The 3,686-nt window shown below is 70.0% G+C and carries 3 protein-coding genes; all 3 read right to left on the bottom strand.

Going from position 1 to position 3,686, the window contains the following annotated elements:
• Nucleotides 1-841: serine/threonine-protein kinase (locus CA984_RS43065; protein WP_423229365.1), on the bottom strand; the 841-nt coding region annotated here is incomplete at its 3' end.
• 616 nt (nt 842-1,457) lie between these two features.
• Nucleotides 1,458-2,807, bottom strand: coding sequence for a hypothetical protein (locus CA984_RS43060; protein ID WP_086579042.1), 1,350 nt, complete (start codon nt 2,805-2,807; stop codon nt 1,458-1,460).
• Between the two features lie 36 nt (nt 2,808-2,843).
• Complete coding sequence (locus tag CA984_RS43055) at nt 2,844-3,530, bottom strand: response regulator (RefSeq protein WP_086579041.1); 687 nt, start codon at nt 3,528-3,530, stop codon at nt 2,844-2,846.
• Nucleotides 3,531-3,686: the final 156 nt, after the last annotated feature.

Below are 3,686 nucleotides of genomic sequence, written 5' to 3'. Positions count from 1 at the left end.
CCTCGATCTCGCGCCCGCTGGCGGCGCTCTCCAGGCGGAGTCCCGGCGTCCGGCCCGTCTGCGGAGGACGGGGCCGCGCGGGGCGCGCGCCGGGTCTGGGGGGCGTGCGCGGGTTCACGGGTTCGGGCGTTCTCAGGCGCTCCAGCATCTGCTTGGGAGCGGGCCGGCCCTCCGTGCCCGGCACGAGCGCGGGACGCAGGAACTCGGCGAGCCGCGGGTTGATCTCGGAGACGCGGCTCATCAGGCCGGGGCCGGCCGAGCCGTCGGCGAGATCACCGGTGGCCAGGTAGGAGAGCAGGTCCGCGGCCATCCGGACGTCGGCGTCGGTGGAGGCGGCGTCGACGGCGGTGGCCCGGCCGAATCCGGAGAGCTGGAAGCGCGCCCCCCGGTCCCACAGGACGGTGTCGGGGGAGACGTCGTTGTGGGCGTAGCCCCTGCCGTTGAGGAAGTCGAGGGCGGTGAACAGGTCGCGGGCCGCCTGTCTGATCGTCCGGCCCTCCATGGGCAGCAGCGCCCCCTGGTGGGAGAGAGGCCGGCCCGCGCATCTGAAGAGCGCGTGCGCGTGATCGTCGTCGATGTCGAAGCCGAGCATCGTGCTGATCCCGGGATGCCCGTTCCCGAGGTCTCCGGCCACCTCGATCTCCCGCCGGAGGGTGGGGAACGCCGAGGGGCCCATCGCCGACTTCAGCATGCAGGGGATGCCGCCGGTCGTGCCCAGGCGCCGCTCGAAAAGGGTGTCGGTGATGACGGGACCGTCGAGGTCCACCTCGAAACAGCTCTTGTCGGGTCTGCCCGCTGATTCATGCAACCACAACTGTCGCACCGAATCCCCGTTCTTCATTTCCTTATTGTCGGTCTCTCTTTTACCGTCTGCCCGGACGGTCCTCAAGCGTCGTCATTGAGTCGTGATGAACAATGGAAATTTCGCCAATAGTGCATATAGTGCAAAATATGACATAAAAATTATTGAGGGTTCTCTGCCAACCGGGCGGCGGGCTTACGCGTCCAATCGGCTGACAGGGAGAGAGGGAGGCCTGCGGCCGTGACGCGCGGCGCGATGGAGCCGTACGGCCGTGTTGAGCAGGGTGGATGTGAGCGGGAGAGAAGAGGGGGCGCGCCGGACGCCTGGCCGGTCGAGCGGGCCGGGCCGACGGGACGGCGGTCGCCCCACGCGGGTGATCTGCGACGGGAAAGAGCGGCGCCGGATGCCGCGGCCATTTCTTCGACCGGCGCGCGCGTGACCGGACAATGCGTGGCCGGCGGCGACTGATCCGCGCCGCGCATTCCGTAAGAATTGTTCCGGGCGTCTCCGGTGTGCGCGTCCGGATCCGTCGGGCGGTCGGAGCGCGCCGTGCGATCCGGGTGATTCAGAATGACGCTCTGATGCGACCAGCCGGGCGGCGGCTGCACGTCTCCGTCAGCCCCGCTCGGCGCCTCACCCTGAAGGTCGTCGCCGCCTACACCGAGCTCGGTGCAGGCGGCCTCATCGTGGTCCCACCGGTCGGGCTCTCGCTCACCGAGCCGGAAGACTTCGTACAGACCAACGCACCGAGCGCAAGCAGCAGCAACCCGGCCGAGGCCCATGCGGCCCAGTCGCCCAGGGCGATGTAGAGGGTGGCCGAGCCCTCCCGAGGCAGGGTGGCCGTGACCGTGGTCATGCCCGTTCTGTCGCTGTAGCGCTCGGTCACGATCCGGCCGCGGTCGTCGCTGACCGTCAACCATCCCTCGCGTGCGGCACGGGCCACCGCCAGGCCGTTCTCCACGCCGCGCACCACCGCCATGCGGCTGTGCAGCCATGCGTCCTCGTCGAAGTCCCAAGCGGGCGCGAGCAAGGCGGCAACGCCGGCCTTGCCGTACTCCCTGACCAGGCCGGGGAAGTCGAGGTCCTTGCAGATGATGAGGCCGAGCCGATTGCCGTCGAGGAAGGCCAAGCTGGTGCCGGGCCGGAACTCGCGCTCCATCCCAGGGATCATGTGGTGCTTGTCGTAGCGCACGCCGGAGGGGTAACTCACCGCGCTGTTGGTCTCCATGGCGATCCCCGCGACCACCTCCACCCCCGGGCGGGCGAAGGGCAGGTCGGCGGTCTTGAAAACCTTCTCGGGCAGCACCACGATCTCCGCACCGCGGGCCACCGCGGTGTCAACGGCCTCGCCGTACCGGCGGACAAGATCCTCGAAGCTGTCCGTCGCGACCAGCGCGACCTTCCGTCCTCCGGTGTCGGCGGGCGTCGCGAGCCGTACGAAACCATGGCCGAGCGTGAGCGCGACCAGCACGCCCGAGACCACCGCCGCGCGTGGCCGCAGGACCGCGATCGAGGCGGGCACGAACAGCAGGAGGAAGGTGATGCCCCAGACCCCGGTGACCGAGGCGGTCTGCAGCACGGGCAGGAAGTCGGCCTGCGTGTACGCCAGGCTCCACCAGGCCCCGTGCGGCCCGGCGAGGTTCATGGCGTACTCAGTGGTGACCCAGACGGCCGGTACGGCCGCCGCCGCCAGGAGCGGCCTGCCGCGCACGAGCAGGGTGCGGAAGAGCAGCACGCCCAGGCCGTAGCAGAGCGCGGGGCCCGCGATGAGGGCGGCGGCCAGTGCGGGCGGCATCTCGAGGGTCCGGGTGAAGTACGGCCACATCTGCGCCTGGCCGGCGAGCCAGACGAGGGTCCCGGCGGCGAAAGCCGTACCCCTGCCTGCCCGGCGAGCCAGGAACAGGACGGGCAGCGGCGCGAGCCAGGTGAGCCACCAGACGGGGTGGAGACCGGTGCCGAAGTGCATCAGGACGGCGGAGGCGAGGGCGAGGAGGATGCGTTCCATGCCGACGATGATGCTTTTTCACACTCTGTCGGCGCGTCAGTCGCGGGTGCGATCTCCGTTGTCACTCTCACCGGCGACCACCAGCCCGGACTCGTAGGCCAGCACCACGGCCTGGACCCGGTCCCGCAGGTCCAGCTTGGTGAGCATGCGGCTGACGTGTGTCTTGACCGTGTGCTCGGTGACCACGAGCGCGGCGGCGATCTCCGCGTTCGACAGGCCGCGCGCGACCAGCTTCAGCGTCTCGCGCTCGCGTTCGGTCAGTGCGTCCAGCCTGGCCGCCAGCCGGGGGGCGACGCCGTGGGCGGGCCTGCGCACCAGGTCCTCGAGCAGTCTCCTGGTCGCCGCCGGGGCGAGCAGGGCCTCACCCGAGGCGACGGTACGCACGGCGTGGGCGAGCTCGTCGCGCCGGATGTCTTTCAGCAGGAAACCGCTCGCTCCCGCCCGGATCGCGTCGTAGACGTACTCGTCGAGGTCGAACATGGTCAGCACGAGCACCTTGGCGGCGGTGGTGGCGCAGATCTCCCTGGTCGCCTCGATGCCGTTCTTGCCCGGCATGCGCACGTCCATCAGGACCACGTCCGGCTGGAGCCGCCTGGCCTCGGCGATCGCCTCCTCGCCGTCGGCGGCCTCGCCGACCACCTCCATGTCCGGCTGTGCGTCCAGGATCAGTCCGAACCCCGCGCGGAAGAGATCTTGGTCGTCGGCGATGAGCACTCGTAACATGCGGGTTATTCAAGCGGAAATTCAGCTTTCACTGAGAACCCCCCGTTTTGTCCCGCCCCGGCCCTGAGCGTCCCGCCGCATGCCGCCGCCCGTTCCCGCATCCCGGCCAGTCCGTCCCGCCGCATGCCGCCGCCCGTTCCCGCATCCCGGCCAGTC

The sequence above is a fragment of the Streptosporangium minutum genome (genome assembly GCF_002149035.1).
Classification (GTDB): Bacteria; Actinomycetota; Actinomycetes; order Streptosporangiales; family Streptosporangiaceae; genus Streptosporangium; species Streptosporangium minutum.
The sequence above is the reverse complement of the archived record's forward strand: the minus strand, read 5'-3'. Positions and strand labels throughout refer to the sequence as shown.

Bases quoted from the DNA above. Each gene is read 5' to 3' on its own strand.
- CA984_RS43060 (WP_086579042.1), bottom strand. From the start codon at position 2,807: ATGGAACGCATCCTCCTCGCCCTCGCCTCCGCCGTCCTGATGCACTTC.
- CA984_RS43055 (WP_086579041.1), bottom strand. From the start codon at position 3,530: ATGTTACGAGTGCTCATCGCCGACGACCAAGATCTCTTCCGCGCGGGG.